This window comes from Candidatus Burkholderia verschuerenii, assembly GCF_001189365.1.
GTDB classification, from domain to species: domain Bacteria; phylum Pseudomonadota; class Gammaproteobacteria; order Burkholderiales; family Burkholderiaceae; genus Caballeronia; species Caballeronia verschuerenii.
In genome coordinates, this window is sequence record NZ_LFJJ01000051.1 from 1 (window position 1) to 22,644 (window position 22,644).

Sequence of the window (22,644 nt, forward strand, 5' to 3'; positions counted from 1 at the left end):
TTTCTCGATGAGATGATTGTCGACGAGGCCGAGGTGAGTTTGGTAAGCGAAAACGACTGATATCGCCGAAAGGCATTTTTATACCCTAGCGGGGGCGCTCCCCGTTGGGGGCGTTTCTCGCCGAATCGTTTCGAGAGGGTGACGCGAATCGGGCGATCTGATCATCACGTGGCATTGTCGGTGGCTCATTATTGAACTCGTTGGCGGTGATCGCTTGAAGCGCTCGTCGATACCATGCAGACTTTCCGGGTGCCGTCACCCTTGATTCGACGAAAGCTGATCGCGCGGCTCTAATCACCGAACCCGGTCTTGAAGCCGAAGTGATCGGCAATATGATCGTATTGCACACGCACAGTTGTATTTTCAACAACTGCCAAGGCTTCAGCATGACGTACAAGGAAGTGCTGGACAGCTTTGTGCGTTGCGACGGTGAGCTTTTTCCAGATGATAATTCCACGCTTAATCGCTCGCCTTCTGGCCAATCGGGATGGGCTTCGTAAATCGCACCAGAAACCAGATCGATAGCAGCCGTCTTTGGTGATGTCAGGCTCAGGTGATCCATCGCGTGTAGATCGCCAAGACAATCAATGATTCGATAGGCGGTAGTAGTCATGTGTCGAACTTTGTGGAGTCTGCGATCACAACATTGATGCGGTTGGGCTTAGGGTTCAGGAGACTTATGGGTCCTGCAACGTCACGGATCTAAACCGCCGTCGCCCCGTAATCAAGAGTCGCTTGGGGCCAAATCGCACCAAGAGCGCAAAATCTGCACGCGCTCTTCGGTTGAATCGACCGCGTACTGCAAGAATAAGGCAAATTCGTCGATGCCCCGGCGCATAGCCAGCTCGTTCACGGCATGTGCAACTTCGACACGACGTAGTTCGCCAATATCAAAGTCGAGATCGTCGGCAAGCTCCAACGTAATTGCGAGGATCCGCTCGCGGACCTCAGGGTGCGCTTCGACGAAGCGCTCGTAGCCAGTATCAACTTGCTCGCGAGACAGAAGGTGTGGTTTGCTCATGTTTTTGATTCCGTTTTACCGCCAAGCATCACCTTGCCTCATCTGATGCCCGAATGGCAGATGATTCGAAAAAATTACCGCGCTATAACCGCAATATTCGGAGGCCTGTCACGAGACGTGATCGGAAGAAATGGACCGCCGCGCGAAAGTGAAAAGCCGCTTGCGGCGACGGCAGCGCAATCTAATCGGAGAGCATAGGGAAGGTGTTGAAGATGCGGGACCGCCTGATTGATCGCTTTTTGCCGATGCCAGTCGTACTGGCGACGGCGCTTCGCGATGGGACAGTGCGTGTTGCCAAAACAGACGGGGGCGGCGTCGCTTATGTGGTAGCACCGCACTGCGTGAACCAGGAAGCAATCAAAAAGGCAATTGACCAACGGCATACATTGGAACTGGCGGCGACCGCCGTTGTTAGCCCAATGGTCGCGTGGTGCTCGTTGCTATAGCTCAACTCATCATTCACTGATCGAATCAGAAAACGCATGCAGATTGACGAGGCTAAGTTCACTCGAAAATGAGTCACGATTACGACACGACTACCGAAGTTTTCCGTGGCAGGCCCAACGAAACCTTGAGTGATGCTGGAGGCTGAAGACGGAAGCGGCATCACCGTAATGCTAATGGGGCCGGACAGTCCCGAGTCACACGGCGATGCTGCGCGCACGATGAAGCTATGGAATGACGCGCTCGATGCTCGATAACTGACTCGGAAAACGGGACAACATGACCGCGCAGACGAAAGCCCCGAAACTGAAGCCAAAGCGGGTTCGCGAATACCTCTGGAATCCGAACAACTTCTATTCCGACGACGACCTGTACTTGATGTGTGGAGTGGAACGCGGCTACGACGATGTTGAGTACGACGGTCGCATGTTCTGTGATGGAGTGGCAGAAGTCAGCACGCTCGGATTTTGCGAGTCGCGGATCGGTCAGAAGCATCTACAGTCGAATAACCCCAAGAAGGAAAGAGGCATGAAGTACATTGTCGTCGCTGTCATCGCCGCGCTCGCGCTTACAGGGCATGCGGGAGAAAGCAAGCAAGTTCAGCGCGTGGAACGCCTGGCAGTGGGTCAACGCGTGGACCTGGGGGCCGGTCAAACAGTCGAACGCGTCGAATAGGAAAACTAAAAATGAACCTGAGTTCGCTATTAGCGTGGGCGAAGCGGCTTACCGGCGGATCAGAACCGAGCGGCGTATTCAAGCTGGGCCATGGCGTAGCAGAGCCGATGATACGGATGGGCAGATCGGCTTTCAGCGATGCCACCGTAAAGACGCTCGCCTTCGTTGGAGCGCGGCCCGGGACATTGTTGAAGTCAACGAATTTTGTGCAGCGCGCGTAGTCGATCGCCGTCCTCATCTGGCGAGCGAGCGGCACGATGCGTCGGAGTAAGCGTTCCGCGATGCGCTCAGTAGGATTTATGGCGCCGATGCAGCAAGACTCGACAACGTGACAGCGGGAACGAACGTTTTGGTGTTCCGCAAGACCCAAGCCGCGTAGGAAACGTGATGCGAAAACTAGGTGACTGGCGCGCGGGTCTGATCCTCTCCTGCATCGTGGCGAGCGCCGTGCGCTCGGCCGATCCAGCTCACGCTGCACATAAGCGGGCCGCCCTCGGGATGTTCGTATCACTGCTATCAAGCGCTGTGTTCTGCGGATTCGCGGTGGCACTATTGCCGGACGACGCTTCTCCAGCTGGACTCGAGTCCGTGGCGATAGTTTTTCAGGAGCGTGCGGCCGCAGGGTTCGGCTTGGCTGCATCCGCAGTCGGGATCTGCTTCATAGTGTGCTATGTGCTGGTGCTTAAGTGGCCGGAGCGTTTTGTCGATCTGTCTGAATAGAATGGAAAGCAGATGAGTATGTCAAGATTCAAGGCAAACATACGCGGTGGAGCAGACCAGCGCCACTTGAAGCAACAAGGAGAAAACAATCATGATGACGCTCATGCTTATACCAAAGGGCAGTTGATGCCCTTTATGAAGATCCTATCTCACAGGTAGACACCGTCCGACGCGCATTCTAAGCACAAGAGATCGGTATCGAGCGGATGATGCTCAATTACTGAAGCAGCTCGACAATCCATGGCTCGGCGGCGACGGCACCGTCAATATCGATGAAGAGGGTGACCGACCCCACAACGATATCGTGCGAACAAACGCTCACTGCCGGCGCTTCCCACGGCTTGTCCTTTGTGGGGCGAGCCGGAAGATCGCTAGCATTGAAGTCGATGGGATACTCGAAGAATGCGGTGCCTTGTTGGACGATGAAGTGCGTTCGGTCGATTCGAATGCCTCGCAGGCGCGGATCGACGATCCTGTTCAAGACCGTGTCGAGCTCGTCGACGCGCGACAAGCGGTGCTTTGTGCACTGCTGGTGCGACGAAGATGGACCACAGCCGTACGATCGCTTTGCGCTCGGACAATACGATGGTTTTTTACATTCATTCATCGATGCAAGATTTCGATCAGAAGGTCGGCATGCTGTTCGGGGATAGCTTTCTCGTGACCCGGAACGGACCAGTGGCGCTGACCAATGCACCAATCGGGATTGTGACGAAGTCCGCTGACTGAGCATTTATCGGGTCGCGCTTTCAAGGGTGCACGTTTGAGATAAAGCGAGATGGCCCGCGTTTTCAGGACGTAAGCGAACATTTATATCCGACTTGGCGGTTGAGGTCGGCGCTGCGCCTATTGTTCTGCTTCGGCAAACGCCTTACTAACATGCGGCGTGCCCGCTTCGATGACGGGCACGTCTGCGTTCGCCCTACGGCCTCCCTTCGCGCGCCCGTCATCAATATTTCGCTACCGCGCACGAATCATTTGATTCATCGATCGGATCGTTCGCTCGGGGGACCACAGAGTGCCAGACCATCTTATTGCGACAGAATCAGCCAACGCGCTCGTTCTGTCATAGGCAGCGTGACGCGTGAATTTTGAGATCTGCGTACTTCAGAGCGTTTCATAATAACCACGTTTTCGCGAAAATGTACATAAGGTAAAACACCATGAAAAAAGAGTTGGCAAGCAATCTCGAACATGATTAGTCTAGGTAATCGTTTTCCAACTTTCATGTTTAGACAGTCCATTATTAAAAGACGGTTCTTACGCATATTGTAAGGAGCGGGGAGAATATCATACCCATGATACTGTTCAGTACAGCGCGTATTGCCATCAGTTATCGCGAAATCGTGTACGCGCTACGCTTATTCGTGACCGTCGTCATCAATGAGGGCTGGCGACAATCGCGCAACTCGTGCGCATCCTTCAGCACGAGATCGAATGGACGCAAGTACAGTGCGGCCGCTTCATGATTGCGGTCTCTGCTTTCTATGCAATCGGTCTGGTGAGCCTCGGGCGCATCGTGGAGTGGCTCTCGCGAGCGTCGTATGGACTCACGATTGTCGTCTTGAGCATCGCCGCGACGCTGCACGCGGCAGGCAGTTCGGTGATGGGCTTCGCGATAGTGCGCTCGCTGTTAGGCATCGGCGAAGGAGGAAACTGTCCTGCTGCGACCGAAACCACGACGAAGTGGTTGCAGCGCAGTAAACACTGCTCTCACGGCCAGCCTCGCCAACATTGGCGCGGTGCTCTGACCGGCAATCATCTGGGCGCTCGCGGTGGGCTTTGGCTGGCGTTCACCTTCGTGATGGATAGTCGGCGTCGTATGGCTGATCGCGTGGTTTGGATGATTCGCCAGCCGGACGGGGGCCTGCACGAGGACGAACTCGCCGATGAAGGTGACGAAATCAAAGCCGTCGATGCCGCCAGCGCGAAGTAAGCCCGTCAGATTTCAAGTGGGTGTTGATCATCGGCAAATCCCTGACAGATTCTTGGCAATCATCGAGCGGGCCAGCGGGTTGGACTGAAAGCCGAATTCTTTCGATCGCGGACCTCAGTTTGGCTTCCACAGGCTCGGTGAAACGCTTGGCGCCGTTTATATTTGGACACAGTAACAACGAAGACGCCAAGGAGCACCGCGACATAATAAATGGGTGTGACAGATTGTTTCATATGGAAAACGTTTTATTGAAAAAGGTTCGCCTCGCACCGTATGAGTGCAGCGATGCAATGACATTTGAAGTGATTATCTATAAGGGCCAAAAGGCTTTCGGGAGTAATATTTTGATTATTGGATATGCACGAGTATCGACCGAGGAGCAAAACCTGGCGCTACAAACGCTTGCTTTGGAGGCTGCAGGTTGTGTCAGGATCTTTACAGACCATGGCGTGTCAGGCGCGAAGGTAACTCGGCCTGGACTCGAGCGAGCCCTTCGCCGCCTAAAGCCCGGCGGCAAACTCGTTGTATGGCGTCTAGACCGACTTGGTCGGTCCCTAACCCATCTCGTAAAAGTTTTAGATCATTTGGGTCGGCGGCATATTCGCTTTCAGTCGTTGACCGAGAGCATCGACACTACCTCGTCAGGTGGCCGCCTAATTTTTCACATGATGGCCGCTTTGGCTGAGTTTGAACGTGCACTTATTAGTGAGAGAACCCGCGCGGGGATGGCGGCAGCTCGTCTTCAGGGAAAGAGCCTCGGCCGCCAGCCTTCTTTGACCCCAGAGCAATGCTTTGAGGCCCTGCTGTTACGTGAGAAGAATCAATGGAGTACACGGGAAGTCGCCGCTCATTATGGCGTGCACCCGCGAACACTCCGTCGGCGTGTAGCTTGCCTTAAAGGTAAGCGGCCAGCGAACCCGTCTTGACGGGCGACGGCTACACGACAGCCGTGAGAGGCTGCCAGTTATGAGGTGACCCTGCCTGGTTTCCACGTACAGCAGATCATACAGCGATCAACGCGGCCCCGTAGTCGATAGAGGTAAGAAAGCCAATCGAGGTGTACAGGCGTTGTCGATTGTAATAGCCCTCAATCCAGTCGACGAGATCCAGACGAGCCTGCGCTCGCGTTTCGTAGCGGACCTGATAGATTCTCTCGACTTTCAGGGTCTTGAAGAAGCTCTCCATAGGGGCGTTGTCCCGCGCATTGGCACGACGGCTCATGGAGATCGCTGCCTTGAATCCGGCAGCCAGCTTCCGGTATGCCCGGCTTGCATACAAGGGAATCCGTCGAGCTTGCAACGCTGGAATGGGTGGCATGGTACAACCTGGAGTAGCCCCTTGATTCTCAGGACACGCGGCACCTCTTAAAATAAGAGGGAGTCTTGTGACTGGTCTTAAGCCTAAGCAAATAGTGGAAAGCATCGAATTTTGAGTGAACCAGAGCGTCGCCGTCGGTGCTCGGTCCAGGAAAAGGTCTCCATCGTCCAAGAGACCATGGAACCGGGCGCAACGGTCTCAGCGGTTGCCCGGCAACACGGGGTGAACCCAAATCAGGTATTTGCGTGGCGCAAGCAATATCAGGACGGCAGCCTGGCAGCGGTGAAAGCTTGGGAAGCCGTGGTACCGGCTTCGCAGTTGTCCGCAGCAATGAAGGAAATCAGAGAACTGCAGCGTCTGCTTGGCAAGAAGACGCAAGAGGCAGAGATACTGAAGGAAGCAGTCGAATATGGCCGCTCAAAAAACTGGATTGCGCGCTCGCCCTTACTGCCCGGGGACGACCAATGAAAACGGTCTGCGATGTTCTCGGCGTGGCGCGCTCTGCTTTGGCAGTTAGGAAAGCCCGCTCCTCGGACTGGCAGGATGGCCGTCGCGCTCGGTTATCGACGACGCGGACTTGGTTGCTGCAATCCACGAGCATGTGGCCGTCTTGCCGACACATGGGTACCGCAGAGTCTGGGCGCTACTGCGACGTAGCCAGGAAATGGCTGGCGCGCCGTGCGTGAACGTCAAGCGGGTCTATCGTGTCATGCGCGACCACCAGTTGCTGCTGCGACGTCCCGGTCAACGACGTGACACCCGCCGCCATGATGGACGAATTTCGGTTGACCAAAGCGATGTCCGCTGGTGTTCAGACGGCTTTGAGTTCCGTTGTGGCGATGGCTCGCCGTTGCGCGTGACATTTGCACTGGACTGCCATGACCGAGAGGCCATCAGTTGGGCAGCGACGACTGGTGGCCATAGCGGCGACGTCGTGCGTGATGTGATGCTCGCAGCGGTCGAGAACGCTTCGGCACGGCGCAGCCAGGTTCAACCATTGAATGGCTGTCGGACAACGGCTCTGCCTATATCGACCATCGCACGCGTAGCTTCGCTCGCGAGTTGGGTCTAAAGCCATTGACGACCCCGGTTCGTTCGCCGCAGAGAGTAATGGCATGGCCGAGCGGTTCGTGAAAACGATGAAGCACGATTACGTCGCCTTCATGAACAAGCCCGATGTGCCCACGGCGCTCACGCATCTGGCCGCTGCCTTCGAGCAGTATAACGAGCGCCACCCGCACCGAGCCCTGAAATACCGCTCGCCTCGCGAGTTTAGACGGGCTGCAGCATCATCAACCTAATGGTGTCCGCGTGTCCTGAGTTGCAGGGGCAACTACACAACCATCATCGGCTGATGAAACCGCTTGGCTATATCTCACCCGCCGAGGCTGAGGCAAACTACTACAGGCAGCTCAGAAATATCACTGACGCGCCGGCATTAACTTAAACCAACCAGCCTCCACGATTCTCGGTGCGGTTCAAGAGTCTCCGACATCGATGTACTGGTTGTTTGCGGAAACCGTGCGCTTATCGTTCAAGCGAAATCTAAACGGCTTACGTTGGAAGCTCGAAAAGGGAACGACCAAGCCATTCAAGAAGACTTCAAAAACGCCGTCCAAGTCGCGTACGATCAAGTTATCACATGTGCTCGCTGCCTCCAAGACAAACGTCACCGACTCGTTACGGCGGACGGGCGGGACGTCAAGCTTCCCGAGGCATTCAGCGAAATATACATACTGTGCGTCGTCAGTGATCACTACCCCGCCCTTAGTTTTCAAGCGAGACAGTTTCTAAAGACGCAACATGATGAACAAATGCGGCAACCCCTGCTCTTGGACGTGTTCACTCTCGACACTATGACTGAGATGCTGCGGACGCCATTGCAGTTCCGGAGTTACATCAATCGACGAGCCAAATACGACGACCAGATATTCGCCTCACAAGAGCTAACGGTTCTCGCCTACCATCTGAAGCAGGATCGGTGGTTGACTCTACAAAAACGCTTGTCCACGTTACCGAAGACTTCACCGCCAGCCTTGACGTCGCCATGATGGTTAGGCGGACAGGTTCAAAGGGATGCCTTGCGGGCGTGGCGCAGTCTTTTTGGGCCAATGTTCCCGATATCGTAAGTTCCTTGTCGATATTGCAATATATAGAGGTGTCGTCATGGCAGAGTGGTCATTGTCTCAGCTGCTTGGCAGCTTGCATTCGGAAATCCAGGGTCGCCTCGCAATCGCTAGAGCCTCATTTGCGCATCCAGGAACTAAAGGGGATGCTACCGAAGGGGTCTGGCTCGAACTGCTGCAGAACCATTTGCCCGAACGCTACCAAGCGACCAAGGCGCATGTCGTTGACAGCAATGGCAACTTCAGCCATCAAATGGACGTTGTCGTATTCGACCGTCAATACTCCCCGTTCATCTTCCGCTTTAATGATGAGGTTATCGTCCCTGCGGAGAGCGTATATGCCGTCTTCGAGGCCAAGCAGTCGGCTGACGCGGCCATGGTCAAATACGCACAAGAGAAGGTCGCCAGCGTCAGGGCTCTGCACCGAACCTCTCTTCCGATTCCTCATGCAGGCGGTGTGTACCCAGCGAAGGCGCTCATGCCAATTCTTGGCGGTCTATTAACCCTTGAGAGCGGCTGGACTCCCGCGCTTGGAGATTCGTTCGAAAAAGCGCTGTTGGCGGATACCGGCGCAGGGCGCTTTGATGTCGGGTGTGTAGCAGCTCACGGGCATTTTTTCTTGGACAAGACTTCAGGAAGCTATTCGTTCGTAAACGAGAATAAACCAGCCACCGCCTTTCTCTTGCCATGCTCCAGTTCAGCGGAACGGTGCCGATGATTGACATTGAGGCCTACGGCAGTTGGCTCACCAAGTAGGCTTAATTTGTATGCCTGCCGGGCTTGGTAACCTGTCGCTTACCGGCCGGTACAACAGATGCAAGCGCCGGCGGCCTCTTGGTCTTTTGAAGTTAAGCAGTGTATTCATGCTCCGCACTAACGGCGCCGCCATCCGTTGCTCTGCCCGGCGAACGCAAACGTGTGACCACATCGCTACTTCAAGATGTTCCGTGGAGTTCGCAGCGACAGAATTCTAGCCGGGGCGGCAAAAGCCTTGCGCCCCGACGCATTGCTCTTATCTGATTCAGGAAGAAGTTCGTCAGCCCCTCAGCGAAGGGAACCACGCATGAAAAAACAAAAAAGTAACCAGACCATCTTCTATCCGCAACTGAATGATTTTTGCCGGAAGTACCTTGATTCGTCCAGGGCTGTCAGTGCGATGGACCGGAATCTGTTCCCGCAACGATTGACCGACATCCAGAAGTCAATCTTTGAACAATTCTTACTGTTCGACCAGGTATCGTTTGGCGTACACGGTGAAAACATTCCTCTCGCTTTCCTAATCAATTGTTTTGGACGTAAAGGATTTGAGGCGTTGCTCGAGCAACGGGCGGTCGGGTTCGTTCTACGCACCCAAAACATTTTGCACTTCGCGGATGAGGTGAACGGCGTCAATCCCTTAGGTTGGGGAACGTTTAATGAAGGGCATTACCTCGACCCAGAGAAGTCTATAGAGACAGGGCTTTAAATGGGTCAACCCAAATCTCGGACGACGGGAGACAAGTTCGTTGGTAGCGAAGATTCTTCCAACGTATACCGTGACTCGAGACGGGCTTGCGGAGATGTCAGTAAAGGCTGTCGAATCAGCGTTCTTGTCGGGAAAGCTCAAGGGTCTCGGCTTCGACCCTAACGTAATAGAGCTGACGGCCTTTCCGAAGGAAAAGCGAATGCTCTTCAACAAATGTGCGGACGAAGTGATGTCCTATACGTTCTTGTGCGAGGGGCAGATGACGTCATTCTCGAAGTTTGAGTATTTTCATTTGTTCAACGAGTCTGCCAGAAAGATTGCAGATATTTCGAAGACGACCGGCGGCTTTGACCAAATCGCAAGGACTCAGGACATTCCAGACCTGAAAATGCTTTACGAAAAAATTGAATCACCTCTGAGGCGGGTTCCCGCTATCCGCGGGAAGCGCAGTTCCATCAAATTTCGGGAATGACTTGCTAACGCGACGGAGAATGAGTCGGGTAGGAGTATCACGCGGGAGTACACAGAGGCAATCGCGAAGGGAAGGGGATTCTTCCAGAGCAACACCGGAAAAATTACGAAGGCCATCGCGACCACCGCTATCGGAGCTGCGGTCGGCGCATTGCTGGATTCACAGCTCGAAGGTGCCGTGATTGCTGGAAGTCTGGCACTCAGCAAAGTGCTGGACCCGTTAGCCGACGTTAGTTTGGATTTGCTGGACACGTTTGTGCTCGACGGACTCACCAAGGGCTGGACTCCTAAAATATTCTTCGACGACCTGGAGCGGCTGGCTGGCGACGCCTGATGGACTGAAGATGCCTCTGTCAGCGTTGGTGGCCAAAATCTGTCGCTGTGAGAGGTTCGGCGAGCCAGCAGTACGTAACCAAAGCTGAGATTGAATCGGCCGAAATCAGGGCCTGATAATACATTCACCCGTCTGTTTGGATAAGTAGGCTTATTATAAGGCCGGAAGCCGTCGATAAATCAAGCTTCGTGGCTCTTTACCTATAATCGCGCGATGGAAACCCAACTCGACAAACGCTTCGGCTTTCTGGTGGCGGACGTGGACCGCCTGTGCGGCACCCGTTTCGACGAACTGGCGCGGTCGTCGCTCAATCTGACGCGCGCGCAATGCCGCGTGCTCGCGTATCTGTCGCATTACGGCGAGGTGAATAAGGCGCGGCTGGCGGACTTGCTCGGCGTCGCGCCGATTTCCGCCGGGCGCTTGCTGGATCGCATGGAAGAGGGCGGCTGGATCGAACGTCGTCTGAATCCCGACGACCGGCGCGAGCGGCAGGTCAGCATCACCGCGAAGGCGGAGCAGGCGCTGGATCGCGCGCGGCGCGTGGGCGACGAGATCGCCGCCGAGGCGCTCGCGGGCTTCAGCAAACAGGAGAGCGAGCAGTTGATCGGCCTGTTGCAGCGGGTGCGCGGCAATCTGAGCAAGATCGTCGACCGGTGACGCGCCGGGAGCGTTTGTTGCTTCCGCGAGCATCGACTATTCACCAATGGAGATTGCCATGTTTCGCAAGCCATCGCTCGCCGTACTCGTGTTGTCGGCCGCCGCGCTGACCGCGTTGCCCGTCGCGTCCGCCTTCGCGCAGGATGCCGCCGCATCGACGCCCAAGGAAGTGAAAAAGGCGCAGCGCAAGGCCGCGCGCGAGAAGAAGAACGCCGAGTTGAGCCAGCTCGAAAAGAACGGCTACAACCCGAACGGCGAGCAGAACAACTATCCGCAGAATCTGCAGAACGCGCAGCGCAAGATCGACGCGCAGAAGGCCGGCAAGCCCGCGCCGGCTTCCGCGCCGTGAGCGTCGTTCACTCCAGCTGATACGAAAACGCCGCGTTCAAACGCGGACTCCGCGATGCGCTCTCCACGGGCGCGTCGCCGGTCGCCTTCGCGATCGACAGATCGAGGCTCTAGTGCTTCGCATCCGACACCCTGAAGCCGATGCCCACCGACGACAGCCGTCGCGGATTCGCCGTGCCGCCGTGCAGATAGACGCGCGCCGCATCGATGGCGACGTAGGGCGTGACGGTCTTCAGATACGTCATGCCGATGTCCACCGGCCGGTTCACTTCGAACGACGCGCCCCAGCCCGAATCGCCCGATGCCTCGCCCAGCTGATAACCCTGCGCGAAGCGCTGCGCGCCGAAGGAAATCTGCTCGGAAGTCGGCAGCGTATCGGACGAATATTGTCCGGTCGCGGATAGCACGGTGCCGATCTTGAGCGGCCAGTCGTTGCTCTGCGTGTAAGTCGCGCCGGTGCGCACGAAGGTCAGCGACACCGGATTAACCGGCGCATAGCCCGCGCGATTCGTCTCCGCGCTTTTCGATGCGCCGAGCACGTCGAACGCCTTCGCCACATTGAAGCTGGCGCGCCGCGTGACGCCCACGCCGATGCCGGTCCAGTCGAGCTGCAACTGCGCGACGCGAATCTGCGAGCGCTGCGCGAGTTGCGGATTGCCCGCGACGACAGTGTTTTTGAGCCGGTCTTCATCGTGCGATGCGTACACGGTCGCCGTGCCGACGAGACTGCGCGTATTGGACAAGATGAACGGATACACCGCCGATAACGCGAGCTTCTCGTTCACCACGGTGCGTTCGATACTCGACGGCAAGCCGGGATTATCGACCGGATGGCCGTGATAATGCGATGCATCGACTTTCGCGATGAAGCCGTCCGTGCCGATCGGAAGCGTGCCGCCGAGTGCATAGTAAGTCTGATCATTTCGGCCCTTCGACAGCAGCGCGGATGCGGTCAGCGCTTCGCCCAGGCCGAGCATGCCGTTCTCCGTCGCGCTGACGAGACCCTGCACGCCCGGATGATTGAAGTCGATGCCCGTACTCACGTTCACCGGCTTGCGCTCCACGTCGAGCGTCAGCGTCGCCGCGCCATCGGTGTTGTGCGGCGGCGCGACGGTGGCCTGCGTTTCCACGCCGGGAATCATGCCGAGCACGTTGATGACGCGTTCGAACGTCGCCTGCCGAAGCGGCCGGTCTGCGCGCATGCGCTGCACGACCGCGCGGATGCGTTTCTCCGCCGCGCCCGGATTGCCCTTGATGACGACATCGGCGACATAGCCTTCGACGATCGTCACGCGCACCACGCCATCGGCGAATGTCTGTGCGGGGATGAACGCGAACGACAACGCGTAGCCACGGGCCTTGTACATCGCGGTGATCGAATCGGCGACTTCGATCAGCTTGCCGATCGTGATGTCCTGTCCGATTAGTTGTGTAAATAGTTCGGATACCGAGCCACCCGTGCCGCCCGAACCCGGCGTGGTCGTCACGCCCGTCAACGCGCCGACCAGGCTCGTCACCGGGGCCAGTACGCCGCCTGTACCCGTGCCCGTGCCGCCGCCGCTGCCCGTCGCGCCGCTCAACGCGCCGCCGACACCGCCGACGAGGCTCGTCACCGGCGCAAGCACGTTGCCAGCGCCCGTGCCGCCGCCTGCGCCGCCGAGCAAACCTGCGACCGGCGCGAGCACGCCGCCCGCACCAGTGCCACCGCCCGCGCTGCCGAGCAAACCCGCGACCGGCGCAAGTACGCCGCCCGCGCCTGTTCCCGTTCCCGTGCCGCTGCCCGCGACGCCGCTCAAAAGACCGGTGATCGGCGCGAGCGGATTGCTGCCCGGCGTGCCGTTGACGAGCCCGCCCGCGGACGCAACCGTTTGCCCGGTCGCCGACACGAGATTGCCGACGCCCGATACCAACAGGTCTCCGCCGGACCCCGCGATGTTCTGCCCCGCCTGCGCCAATCCGCCGCCGAGCGCGGTCAGCAGGTTGTTGACCGGCTGCCCGAGTCCGGTCGCCGCGCCGACGGTTTGCGTCGTGGTGCCGACCATCGCGGTGATCGGCGTGATCGCCTGACTGACGGTCTGCGTGAGTTGCGTGACCGGCGCGCTGGTCAGCGTCTGATCGAGCACACCGCCCGTCTGCGTCACCGCATTGCCGACGATTCCGACGATGCTGCCGACCGGCGTCGTCACCGGCGCGAGCGGCGACAGTACGCCCGTGCCGAGACTCGACACCAGCGTGCCCGCGCTCGAGACGGCATCGCTGGTTTTCTGGACGACGCCGCCCGCGCTCGCCAGCGTCGTGCCGACCGGATCCGTCGACGTGCCGATCGTGCCGAGTCCCGCCGATACGCCGTCGCCGAGCGTGGACACAGCCGCGCCGAGATTCGAGACGACGCTGCCCGCCGCGTTCGCGGTGTCTGCGCCGACAACGGGCGTCGTCACCGTGGCGACCGTCGAGCCGGTGCCCGACACCGTGCCGCCACCGCTGCCTGAGCCTCCGCCGGAACCGCCGCCGCTTCCCGTGCCGCCACCGTTACTGCCGGTCGTCGTGCCGCCGCCCGAGCCGGAACCCGAACCCGTGCCGCTTCCCGATCCGGAGCTTGAGCCGTTCGATCCCGAACCGTCGCCAGTGGTGATGGTGTCCGCATTGCCGCCGGCGCCGGCCGGGCCTTTGCTAAGCGATCCGGAGCCGCCGCATGCTGCCAGGGACAAGACACTGGCGGCCGCCGCCACGATGATGGTGGTGCGAAGAAAGTCGCAGCCGATGTTGCTCGTATTCATGTCGCCCTCGGAGTGTCGTTATGAAAGAACCGCGGGCCGTTTAGTGCAGAAGCCATGCCATCGACATGAAGTTGGGATGCCTGAAGATCGCGCGTGAACGTGAAACGCTTTTGGCGATCGGGCTTTGAAGCACGCATCGAACGATGCGCGCGCAATCGTTTCAATCGCGCCGATGTCGAGTCGAAGCCGGCGCGTAACGTTACGAAACGGCGCGCGCGTAACGCGACGCGGCGTTACATCGTTTTTTAATGACGACTATCAGGAAACGCCGGGAATAACGATTAACGGTGTTTAGTCCCTGCTATTAAGCAGTCTGCGTACTTGCGACCGATCACTTCAAAAAAAGACACGATTACTGTCAGACGATAATTGATTTTGAGATACGCTTGAGTTATAAATTCGGAAAAGCGGTTTCTTCTTTTAGCAAACGTTGCCGGGGGAGCTATCGAGACTAAAAAAGACGCCAGATCACACCAAAAAACTGAGAGATTAGCGGGCTGACCACGCGGCTTCCAAGAAGGCTGCGGGCGGACACGCATTGGCCAAAATACAGGACCATTCCGAGGGCATCACAAATGAAAACGGTCTTTCTGCAGTACCTGAGAGATAACCGGGGCATTACGGCAATTGAATACGGGCTGATCGCCGGCGTATTGGCATTGGGAATCATGGCGGCGGTCGGAGACGTCGCCACCCAATTGTCGAACGCCTTCGAGGCAATCAAGACCGAACTCGCCACTAAAGGCTCCTGATCAGGGTTAATGCGGATTCTGTCCGCATTAACTCGTTTAATTCAAATAGCCTGAAAACGCGCCGGAGCAATCCGGCGCGCGGGGATTGTATCGCCATGCGCTTTTAAATCGATTATCCGGTTTATACCGGAGGGCGGTTTGCGCATTGCCTTTCGAATTAAGCCGTTATGTTTTCTCTCGAATTCGCGATTTTTATCGCCCATGCGGTCGCGGTCGTTTCAAACGGCTGCCGGCGCAGCTTTAAACCGGACGCGTCCGGCCATCTCGCGCCGTATCCGCGTGCGCCGGAGGTTCGCCCATGACTCGCCCGATCAACCGGCGCGCAGGCCTCGCGAAGCAACGCGGCAATACGGCGATCGAATTCGCCATCGTGTTTCCGCTGTTTTTCGTCATCTTCTACGCGATCGTCACCTACAGCCTGATTTTCGTCGCCCAGCAATCGCTGACGCTGGCGGCCGAAGAAGGCGCGCGCGCCGCGCTGCGCTATCAGGCGAATGCGACCAGCGTCGCCGATTCGCTCGCGCGCGCGGCACGGCGGCCTGCAGCACGGCGCAGGCGTTGTCGAACTGGCTCGCCGGACTCGCGCAATGCAGGGCCGTGCCCGCGCCGTGCACCTACGACGCGACGATGCGCTGCATCCAGGTGACGCTCGACTACGCCTACGCGAAAAACCCGCTGCGGCCCACGCTGCCGCTGCTCGACCTCGCGCTGCCCGATGCGCTCGAAGCGCGCGCGATGGTCCAGCTCAATCCGGACAACGTGCTATGAGCGCCCGCTCGCGCACGCGGTCTTTCCGCAGTCACTGACGCCTTTGTCGACATGGCCAATCTCACTCGCACACTCGCCATCCTGTTTCTGACGCTAGCGGTCGCGCTCGGCGTGTTCGCCCTGATGCTCGCGCGCACGCCGGAACGCGCGACGAACGCCGCGAACACGCCCGCGCAGCCGCTCGCCGCGAATCAACGTGAGGCCGGCGCGATTCTCCGTGAACAGCAGCACATCGACGGGATTCGTCTCGCGATGGATCACCAGCGACCGGCCAAGCGCCGAGCGCGAGAGAAAGTCCTGCTGCGTGGCACGGGTACCGCATACGATTCGAACAGGCTTCATGGGAGATCGGGAATGAGAACAGGAACGCTTTTTTCGCTTGATTGAAGTCTAGCGAGGCTTCCTGTCAACCGAAGCCGCGAACAAGGCGCAATCTCCCCCGTTTTTCCCGCGATGACCACCGCCGCTAATCGTCCTCGACCGGCGGCCCGATATAGTGCGCGCGCGGCCGCAACAGGCTGCCGCTCGTCATCTGCTCGATGGCATGGGCGATCCAGCCGACGCTGCGGGCCATCGAGAACAGCGCGAACGCCGCGCCCTCGGGCAGCGCGCAACGCTCGACCAGCGCCGCCAGCGCCACGTCGATGGTCGGCTTCGCGCCGGTCAGCCGCTCGACGTGCGCGATCAGCTCGCGCGCGCTGTCGGGCGCCTCGAACGCGGCCAGCAGATCGGCGGCGCGTGGATCGCCCTGCGGATACAGCTCGTGCCCGAACCCCGGCAGACGCGCCTCCGGCGACATCGCCAGCCAGCGGCGCACGGCGGCGTCGGTGCCCGCCGCGCGCGCATCGTCGAGCAAGGCCCGCACGCGCACGATCGCATTGCCGTGAATCGGCCCGGAAAACGCCGCCAGCCCCGCCAGCATGCTCGCGCCGCCAGCGTCGCCCCGGTCGATGCCGTCACGCGCGCGGCGAACGCCGAACTGCTCAGTTCCTGATCAGCGAGCATCACGAGGACGCGGCGCAGCAGTTCCGCATGCGGCTCGGCGTGCCACGCGCGCGCGATCCGCCGATGCAGCGGCGCATCGTCCGTTCCGAGCGTGGGCACCGAATTGCTCGCGAACAGGCCGAGCAGACGCGCGCCTTGTGCGTACAGCGTGTCGGTATCGGCGTCGGCGTCGGCGTCGGCGTGATCGGCGGCGGCAATGGCGAGCGCCGCGAAGACTTTCGGTCCATCGACGGAAACGGGCGCGACGCCCGGAAAATGCGGCACGCGCGGCGCGTCCCACAGCAGATGAGCGGTGTCTTCGAACGTCGCGGTGGCGGCGAGCCGCACGGCATCGCGGCCGCGATAGAACAGGCGTCCGCGCACGATCGTCGAGATGCGCGTGTTGATGATCGGCTCGCCCCAGGCCATCGTGCTCGCGGCGATATTCTTGCGCGCGCGCCCGGTGTTGCGCTGCTTGAGCAGCGTGGCGATATCCGAGCCGCGATACAGGCTGCGCTGCGCGTGCTCCGGATCGCGCGTCACCTCGATACGCCCCCGGCTCACATACGCATACAGCGTCTGCTTGCGCACGCCGAGCGCCTCGCAGGCTTCCTCCTGCGTCATCCAGTTCTTCACGTTGATTGAATCAATCAAGATTGACGCTCGCGGACGGCATCGGTTTAATGCATCACAAAAGGCACCCATCCGATGCGCGTTCAACCGGCGCGCGCCGGTCGAGGGACATGAAAGAGGAGATATCGATGGCTTCGGAACGAACGACCCAGTATATATCGACGGACTCGGCGCGCATGACGCGCACCAGCTACGGCGTGCTCGCGACCATTCTGCTGCTCGCGACCGTCGCGTACGCGGACCGCGCGATTCTTTCGATCGCCGGTCCCGGCATCTCTAAGGAATTCGGCCTGAATCACGTGCAGTTGGGCTACGTGCTGTCAGCGTTCAGCTGGGCGTATGTCGTCGGACAGATTCCCGGCGGACTGCTGCTCGACCGGCTCGGCACCAAGAAGATGTACGGCGCCACGCTCGTGCTTTGGTCGATCGCGACGATGCTGGTCGGCTTCGTCGGCAACGTGACCTCCGATCTGTCGATCGCGCTCGGCCTGCTGTTCGCGCTCGGCTTGATCGAAGCGCCGAGCTTCCCCGCCAACGGCCGCGTCGCTGTGATGTGGTTCCCGAAAGACGAACGCGGACTCGCGACCTCGCTGTTCGCGTCCGCCTCGTATTTCGCGGTCGCCATCTTCTCGCCCTTCGCGGGCTGGCTCACGTCGAAGTTCGGCTGGCCCGTGCCGTTCTTCGCGCTCGGGATCATCGGCATCGCGTCGTGAGGACTGTGGCATGTGATGATGCACGAACCGCGCAAGCATCCGCGCATGTCGGCGGCGGAGCTGGATCATATCGTCGCGGGCGGCGCGATGATCGATATCGACTCGAAGCACGAATTGCAGGCGCGCCCGGCCGTCTCCGGCGATGTCGTGCGCACGCTGCTCGGCAACCGCATGCTGTGGTGCGCGTATATCGGCCAGTATTGCACCATCGCGCTGAGCTATTTCTTCATTACGTGGTTTCCGATCTATCTCGTGCAGGCGCGTGGCATGAATGTGATGCAGGCCGGCTTCGCAACGATGATTCCCGCCATCGCGGGCTTTCTCGGCGGCATCGCTGGCGGCGTGATTTCCGACTGGCTGATCCGGCGCGGCTGGAGCGTGTCGTGGGCGCGCAAGACGCCTTATATCGTCGGCATGGCAGTGGGCTGCTGCATCGTGCTGTCGGCCTTCACCGAAAGCAACCTGCTGATCGTCATGCTGATGACGGTCGCGTTCTTCGGCAAGGGCGCGGCGGCGGGCGCGGGCACCTGGGCCATCGTCAGGGATACCGCGCCGCGCGAAGCCGTGGGTCTGGCGGGCGCGGTGTTCAATTGCGTGGGCAATATCGGCGGCATCGTCACGCCGATTGTGTTCGGGTATATCGTGCAGGCGACCGGCGGCTATAACGTCGGGCTGTACTTCGTCGCGGCGCATTGTCTCGTCGCCGCCGTGATCTATTTGCTGTTCATGGGTAAGATCGAACGTGTGAAGGTGAGTTGAGCGCGGCTCGCCCTCTCCCGTTCAACGCCTTTCTTTAATTTTTTGCAAGCATATGGCCAAGCCGATCATCCTCAACGCGGCAGCGTTGCCCGAGTGGGCGCACGACGAACTCGACACGTTATTCGACGTGCTCGATTTTCCAAAGGATACCGAATCAATTTCCACCTTCCTGAGCGAGCACGGGAAGAAAGTGCGCGGTATCGCGCTGCGCAAGACCAGGATCGATGCCGCCTTGCTCGACGCATTGCCCGCGCTCGAAATCATCTCGAGCTATAGCGCTGGGCTCGACAATGTCGACATCCCGGCCACGAAGGCGCGACGCATCAAGATCGAAAACACCTCGCACATTCTCGCCGAGGACGTCGCCAATGCGGCGGTCGGTCTTGCGCTCGCGATCACGCGCGACTTCGTGAACGCCGATGCCTTCGTGCGCGCCGGACGCTGGCCCGCGCAATCGCAATATCCGCTCGGGCGTTCGATCTCGAACATGAAGGTGGGCATCGTCGGGCTGGGCACGATCGGCACGGCAATCGCGAAGCGCTTGCAGGCGTTCGGCTCCGAACTCGCGTATTTCGGCCCGAATCGCAAGCCGGTCGACATGCCGTATTACGACGACGTGAAGCGTCTCGCGCACGACAGCGACATGCTGATCCTCACCTGCCCGCTCTCGCCCGCGACGTTCCATCTCGTCGATGCAGACGTGATCGATGCGCTCGGGCCGCGCGGCTTTATCGTGAATATCGCGCGCGGGCCGGTGGTGGACGAAGCGGCGCTGATCGCGGCGCTCGCAGAGGACAAGATCGCGGGCGCGGCGCTCGATGTCTTCGAGCACGAACCCGCCGTGCCCGAAGCGTTGATCGAGGATCGACGCGTGATTCTCACGCCGCATATCGGCTCGGGCACGGAAGAAACGCGCCGGCGCATGGCGGAAAACGTGGTGGATGCGCTCGCGCGTCACTTCAACATCGAAGGTCCGCGCGATGTGGTCGCCAACGCGGCTTAAAGCGATATCGCCAGACGCCGCACGCCTTCGCGGATATCGTCGATGGACGGCGCGGTGAACGACAGCCTCAAGGTCGCTTCATCGACGTTGTCCGCATAGAACGCGCGACCCGGCACGAACAGCACCTTGTTGTCGATCGCGCGTTTCAGCAGCGCCGACGAATCGCCCGCACGGCAGCGCGCCCACACGAACATGCCACCCTCCGGCCGATGAAACTCGATCGCGCCATCCAGCACGCGCGCCATCTCGTCGCATAGCGTCTCGCATTTGCGTCGATACGCCTCGATAATGCGCGGCAGATGCGTATCGAGCGAACCTTGCGCGAGATACGCCGCCGCGATAGCCTGCGTCAGCGGAGAGCTGCACAGATCGACCGTCTGCTTCGCCACGACGCAGCGCCGCGCGATCTCCTTCGGCGCGACCGTCCAGCCCACACGCAACCCCGGCGCGATGATCTTCGACAGACTGCCGAAGTACACGAGCCAATCGCGCGAACCCGGCACCTGCTCACTCAATGCAAGCAGCGATGGCACCCCTTCGCCCGAGAAGCGCAACTCGGCATAAGGCTCGTACTCGACGATCACGAAGCGATGCTTCGCCGCCAGCGCGAGCAACGCGAGACGCCGCTCGCGCGTCAATGTCGCGCCGGTGGGATTCGCGAAAGTCGGCACCGTATAGAGCAGTTTCGGCGCTTTCACCGTGCCCGAATCGAGCAGCGCGGCGAGACGATCCGTGTCGATGCCGTATGCATCGACGGGTACGGTCACGACGTTTGCCTGCTGCAACCGCAGCGCCTGCACCGTCGCCGGATACGCGGGCTGTTCGGTGAGCACCGTATCGCCCGCCGCGACCAGCACGCGCAACAGCAGATCGAAGCTCTGCTGCGAGCCCGTCGTCACGACGAGTTCCGCCGCCGCGCACGCCGCGCCGCGCTGACGCATCAACGCGATGATCTCGTCCTTGAGCTCGGGCAGGCCATCGGTCGGGCCGTATTGCAGGCACTTCGCGGGCGCGCGCCACGCCTGCTCGGTGGCGCGCTGAAGGCCCTCCGCATCGAACAGTTCGGCGGCGGGATAACCGCCCGCGAACGAGATCATGCCCGGCTCGCCGAGATACTTGAACAATTCGCGAATCGGCGAACCGGCGGGATTGTCGAAAGGCGCAGTGAACGGATACATGGCCGCGTCGTCCGCTTACTCGATGGAAAAGTCGATGCCCTGTGCAAGCGGCAACGCCGACGAATAGTTGACCGTGTTGGTCGCGCGGCGCATGTAGCCCTTCCATGCATCCGAGCCGGATTCGCGTCCGCCGCCGGTCTCCTTCTCGCCGCCGATCTCCGCGCCGCTCGGCCCGATGTTCACGTTCGCGATGCCGCAATCGCTGCCCGATGCCGACAGGAAGCGCTCGGCTTCGCGCAGGTCGGTAGTGAATACGCATGAGGACAGGCCATGCACGGCGGCGTTGTTGGCGTCGATGGCTTCATCGAACGCGCCGTATTTCAGCACGTAGAGAATCGGCGCGAAGGTTTCCTTCAGCACGACCGCCGTTTGCGATGGCATCTCGACGATGGCCGGCGTCACGTAATACGCGTTCTCCTTGCCTTCGACCGCGAAGCGTTCGCCGCCCGTCACCGTGCCGCCTTCCTGCTTCGCCTGCGCGAGCGCGGCCTGCATGCGTTCAAACGACGCCGCGTCGATCAGCGGGCCCATCAGCGTGCCGGCTTCGAGCGGATCGCCGATACGGACCTTCGAATACAGCGTCTTCAGACGCGCGACGGCTGCATCGTAAATGCTTTGGTATACGAACAGACGGCGCAGTGTCGTGCAACGCTGACCCGCCGTGCCGACCGCCGAGAACAGAATGCCGCGCAAGGCGAGTTCCAGATCCGCCGTCTCCGACACGATGCCCGCGTTATTGCCGCCGAGTTCGAGAATCGAACGGCCGAAGCGGCGCGCCACCTCGACGCCGACCGTGCGGCCCATTTCCGTGCTGCCCGTCGCGCTGACGATATTCGATCGCGCATCGGCGACGAGTTGCGCGCCGATCTCGCGTCCACCGTTGATGACGCGCGTCAAACCTTGCGGCGCATCGCCGAATTCCTTGATGGCGTCCTGCAAAATGCGGTCGACGGCGAGCGCGGTCAACGGCGTCTTTTCCGACGGCTTCTACAGCACCGCGTTGCCGCACACCAGCGCGAGCGCCGCGTTCCACGACCACACGGCCGCCGGAAAGTTGAACGCGGAGATCACCGTGCACACGCCGACCGGATGCCAGCTTTCCGCCATCCGGTGCCCCGGCCGCTCGGACGCGATCGTGAGGCCATACAGTTGCCGCGACAGCCCGACCGCGAAGTCGCAGATGTCGATCATTTCCTGCACTTCGCCCATGCCTTCCTGCAGGATCTTGCCCGTCTCCAGCGTGATGATGCTGCCGAGCGCGCGCTTGTTCTCGCGCAGCTTATTGCCGAGGATGCGCACGAGTTCGCCACGGCGCGGCGCGGGCACGTTGCGCCAGGTCTTGTAAGCGGCTTGCGCATCGGCGAGCGCGCGGTCGACGTCGGCGGCGGACTGGCTCGCGACGCGGCCGATCAACGCGCCGTCGATCGGCGAATGAACCGCGATATCGCCGGCTTCGGCCAGATGCGAAATGCCCAGTTCCGAGAGAATATTCGATGCTTTCATGCTGGCTCCTTGAGTGCTTCGCTCATTGTGCGAAGCCGAATGCGCGGATTCAAACGAGTA

19 protein-coding genes and 7 pseudogenes are annotated in these 22,644 nt (G+C 59.9%); 15 read left to right on the forward strand and 11 right to left on the reverse strand.

Annotated features, from left to right (window positions below; genetic code table 11):
- Positions 1-85: 85 nt before the first annotated feature.
- Both BVER_RS31420 and BVER_RS11705 read right to left on the reverse strand, forming a co-directional pair.
- Positions 86-613, reverse strand: a complete 528-nt coding sequence (locus BVER_RS31420) for a hypothetical protein (protein ID WP_157056018.1) — start codon at positions 611-613, stop codon at positions 86-88.
- Positions 614-724: 111 nt separating this feature from the next.
- A complete protein-coding gene (locus BVER_RS11705) occupies positions 725-1,021 on the reverse strand; it encodes a DUF6388 family protein (RefSeq protein ID WP_050453447.1) in 297 nt (98 codons plus the stop codon).
- 723 nt (positions 1,022-1,744) lie between these two features.
- On the opposite strand from BVER_RS11705, the gene BVER_RS11710 reads away from it, so the two are divergent.
- Positions 1,745-2,140 carry a hypothetical protein gene (locus BVER_RS11710; protein ID WP_050453448.1) on the forward strand — a complete coding sequence of 132 codons (396 nt, stop codon included), beginning with the start codon at positions 1,745-1,747 and terminating at the stop codon, positions 2,138-2,140.
- Between the two features lie 937 nt (positions 2,141-3,077).
- Here the strand turns inward: BVER_RS11710 and BVER_RS11725 are convergent.
- Entirely contained in the window at positions 3,078-3,371 is a 294-nt protein-coding gene (locus BVER_RS11725; RefSeq protein ID WP_050453451.1) for a hypothetical protein, read from the reverse strand.
- A gap of 32 nt (positions 3,372-3,403) precedes the next feature.
- On the opposite strand from BVER_RS11725, the gene BVER_RS31425 reads away from it, so the two are divergent.
- From BVER_RS31425 to BVER_RS35530, 3 genes are all read left to right on the forward strand, one after another.
- Entirely contained in the window at positions 3,404-3,589 is a 186-nt protein-coding gene (locus tag BVER_RS31425; RefSeq protein ID WP_157056019.1) for a hypothetical protein, read from the forward strand.
- Positions 3,590-4,271: 682 nt separating this feature from the next.
- Positions 4,272-4,796, forward strand: coding sequence for an MFS transporter (locus tag BVER_RS11730; RefSeq protein ID WP_050453452.1), 525 nt, complete (start codon positions 4,272-4,274; stop codon positions 4,794-4,796).
- Positions 4,797-4,819: 23 nt separating this feature from the next.
- Positions 4,820-5,722: a recombinase family protein gene (locus BVER_RS35530; protein ID WP_332309088.1), complete on the forward strand. Its 903-nt coding sequence runs from the start codon at positions 4,820-4,822 to the stop codon at positions 5,720-5,722.
- A 76-nt stretch (positions 5,723-5,798) separates the two neighbouring features.
- Here BVER_RS35530 and BVER_RS11735 read toward each other — a convergent pair.
- A pseudogene (locus tag BVER_RS11735) lies at positions 5,799-6,071 on the reverse strand (IS3 family transposase); the annotation flags it as partial.
- 150 nt (positions 6,072-6,221) lie between these two features.
- Between BVER_RS11735 and BVER_RS11745 the strand changes: the two are divergent.
- The 7 genes and pseudogenes from BVER_RS11745 to BVER_RS11780 all read left to right on the forward strand — a co-directional run bounded on the left by BVER_RS11745 (position 6,222) and on the right by BVER_RS11780 (position 11,515).
- Positions 6,222-7,414, forward strand: a pseudogene (locus BVER_RS11745) (IS3 family transposase).
- A gap of 865 nt (positions 7,415-8,279) precedes the next feature.
- Entirely contained in the window at positions 8,280-8,957 is a 678-nt protein-coding gene (locus BVER_RS30070) for a DUF6602 domain-containing protein (protein WP_440588093.1), read from the forward strand.
- Between the two features lie 345 nt (positions 8,958-9,302).
- Complete coding sequence (locus BVER_RS33680) at positions 9,303-9,704, forward strand: hypothetical protein (RefSeq protein ID WP_050453456.1); 402 nt, start codon at positions 9,303-9,305, stop codon at positions 9,702-9,704.
- A 40-nt stretch (positions 9,705-9,744) separates the two neighbouring features.
- Positions 9,745-10,176: a hypothetical protein gene (locus BVER_RS33685; protein WP_232316500.1), complete on the forward strand. Its 432-nt coding sequence runs from the start codon at positions 9,745-9,747 to the stop codon at positions 10,174-10,176.
- 150 nt (positions 10,177-10,326) lie between these two features.
- Positions 10,327-10,509 carry a hypothetical protein gene (locus BVER_RS33690; RefSeq protein ID WP_050453458.1) on the forward strand — a complete coding sequence of 61 codons (183 nt, stop codon included), beginning with the start codon at positions 10,327-10,329 and terminating at the stop codon, positions 10,507-10,509.
- A gap of 213 nt (positions 10,510-10,722) precedes the next feature.
- Complete coding sequence (locus BVER_RS11775) at positions 10,723-11,166, forward strand: MarR family winged helix-turn-helix transcriptional regulator (RefSeq protein ID WP_050453459.1); 444 nt, start codon at positions 10,723-10,725, stop codon at positions 11,164-11,166.
- A 58-nt stretch (positions 11,167-11,224) separates the two neighbouring features.
- Positions 11,225-11,515 carry a DUF4148 domain-containing protein gene (locus tag BVER_RS11780; protein ID WP_050453468.1) on the forward strand — a complete coding sequence of 97 codons (291 nt, stop codon included), beginning with the start codon at positions 11,225-11,227 and terminating at the stop codon, positions 11,513-11,515.
- Between the two features lie 7 nt (positions 11,516-11,522).
- On the opposite strand, the pseudogene BVER_RS36240 reads toward BVER_RS11780, so the two are convergent.
- Positions 11,523-14,291, reverse strand: a pseudogene (locus tag BVER_RS36240) (collagen-like triple helix repeat-containing protein).
- A 575-nt stretch (positions 14,292-14,866) separates the two neighbouring features.
- Between BVER_RS36240 and BVER_RS11790 the strand changes: the two are divergent.
- Positions 14,867-15,043 (forward strand): Flp family type IVb pilin, encoded by a 177-nt coding sequence (locus BVER_RS11790; RefSeq protein WP_050453460.1) that lies wholly within the window; start codon positions 14,867-14,869, stop codon positions 15,041-15,043.
- A gap of 41 nt (positions 15,044-15,084) precedes the next feature.
- On the opposite strand, the gene BVER_RS31445 is transcribed toward BVER_RS11790, so the two are convergent.
- Complete coding sequence (locus BVER_RS31445; protein WP_157056021.1) at positions 15,085-15,246, reverse strand: hypothetical protein; 162 nt, start codon at positions 15,244-15,246, stop codon at positions 15,085-15,087.
- A 95-nt stretch (positions 15,247-15,341) separates the two neighbouring features.
- Between BVER_RS31445 and BVER_RS11795 the strand changes: the two are divergent.
- Positions 15,342-15,811, forward strand: a pseudogene (locus BVER_RS11795) (TadE/TadG family type IV pilus assembly protein).
- 93 nt (positions 15,812-15,904) lie between these two features.
- Here BVER_RS11795 and BVER_RS11800 read toward each other — a convergent pair.
- The 3 genes and pseudogenes from BVER_RS11800 to BVER_RS35200 all read right to left on the reverse strand — a co-directional run.
- Positions 15,905-16,153, reverse strand: coding sequence for a hypothetical protein (locus BVER_RS11800; RefSeq protein ID WP_050453461.1), 249 nt, complete (start codon positions 16,151-16,153; stop codon positions 15,905-15,907).
- Between the two features lie 124 nt (positions 16,154-16,277).
- The gene (locus BVER_RS35195; RefSeq protein ID WP_269750756.1) at positions 16,278-16,733 is read right to left on the reverse strand and encodes a citrate/2-methylcitrate synthase; all 456 of its coding nucleotides are present in this window, start codon (positions 16,731-16,733) and stop codon (positions 16,278-16,280) included.
- 65 nt (positions 16,734-16,798) lie between these two features.
- Positions 16,799-17,500 (reverse strand): annotated as a pseudogene (locus BVER_RS35200) (citrate synthase); the annotation flags it as partial.
- Between the two features lie 56 nt (positions 17,501-17,556).
- Between BVER_RS35200 and BVER_RS36245 the strand changes: the two are divergent.
- A pseudogene (locus tag BVER_RS36245) lies at positions 17,557-18,900 on the forward strand (MFS transporter).
- 52 nt (positions 18,901-18,952) lie between these two features.
- Positions 18,953-19,903: an NAD(P)-dependent oxidoreductase gene (locus BVER_RS11815; protein ID WP_050453462.1), complete on the forward strand. Its 951-nt coding sequence runs from the start codon at positions 18,953-18,955 to the stop codon at positions 19,901-19,903.
- Here BVER_RS11815 and BVER_RS11820 read toward each other — a convergent pair.
- Complete coding sequence (locus tag BVER_RS11820; protein WP_050453463.1) at positions 19,900-21,081, reverse strand: aminotransferase-like domain-containing protein; 1,182 nt, start codon at positions 21,079-21,081, stop codon at positions 19,900-19,902. The two genes, BVER_RS11815 and BVER_RS11820, sit on opposite strands and share 4 nt — an antisense overlap.
- A gap of 15 nt (positions 21,082-21,096) precedes the next feature.
- Positions 21,097-22,584: pseudogene (amaB, locus tag BVER_RS11825) on the reverse strand (L-piperidine-6-carboxylate dehydrogenase).
- Positions 22,585-22,644: the final 60 nt, after the last annotated feature.